Here is a 382-nt window from a genome sequence, read left to right as displayed (position 1 = left end):
GTCGGTGCTGATATAAAACAGTTTACACAGGCTATGAATGATATTGAAAGCAATACTAGAAGAATCACAGGGAGTATTGGCAGTAACTTCAAGTCACTAGAAAATCTAACAAACAGTTATAACAACGTATCAGCTAAGAATCTGAAAAACCTTCCTGAACACTTAAAACCGTTTGCTACTTCCCTTGATGAAACTAGAAAAAACATTAGGTTGATTGGTAGGGAGACAACACAATCTGTAGAAGAAATGGCGAAGTCCGTAACTAAAACACGTGTCGGATTCGATAAGCTTACTTCAGCTTCAGCTAGTGGTAAACAAGCCATAAAGATGATGCAAGAGTTAGCAGACGAAACTAAGAAAACACGACTTGCAGTAATGGGAT

The 382-nt window shown here is 38.0% G+C and carries 1 protein-coding gene; it reads left to right on the top strand.

Annotated elements, in window-relative coordinates; all coding sequences use genetic code 11:
* The coding region (locus tag R2R70_RS19175) for a hypothetical protein (protein WP_410978776.1) at positions 1-382 on the top strand (382 nt) is incomplete at both ends.

Source organism: Cobetia sp. SIMBA_158 (assembly GCF_046566945.1).
Lineage (GTDB): Bacteria > Pseudomonadota > Gammaproteobacteria > Pseudomonadales > Halomonadaceae > Cobetia > Cobetia amphilecti.
This window is presented reverse-complemented; position numbering and strand designations above follow the sequence as displayed.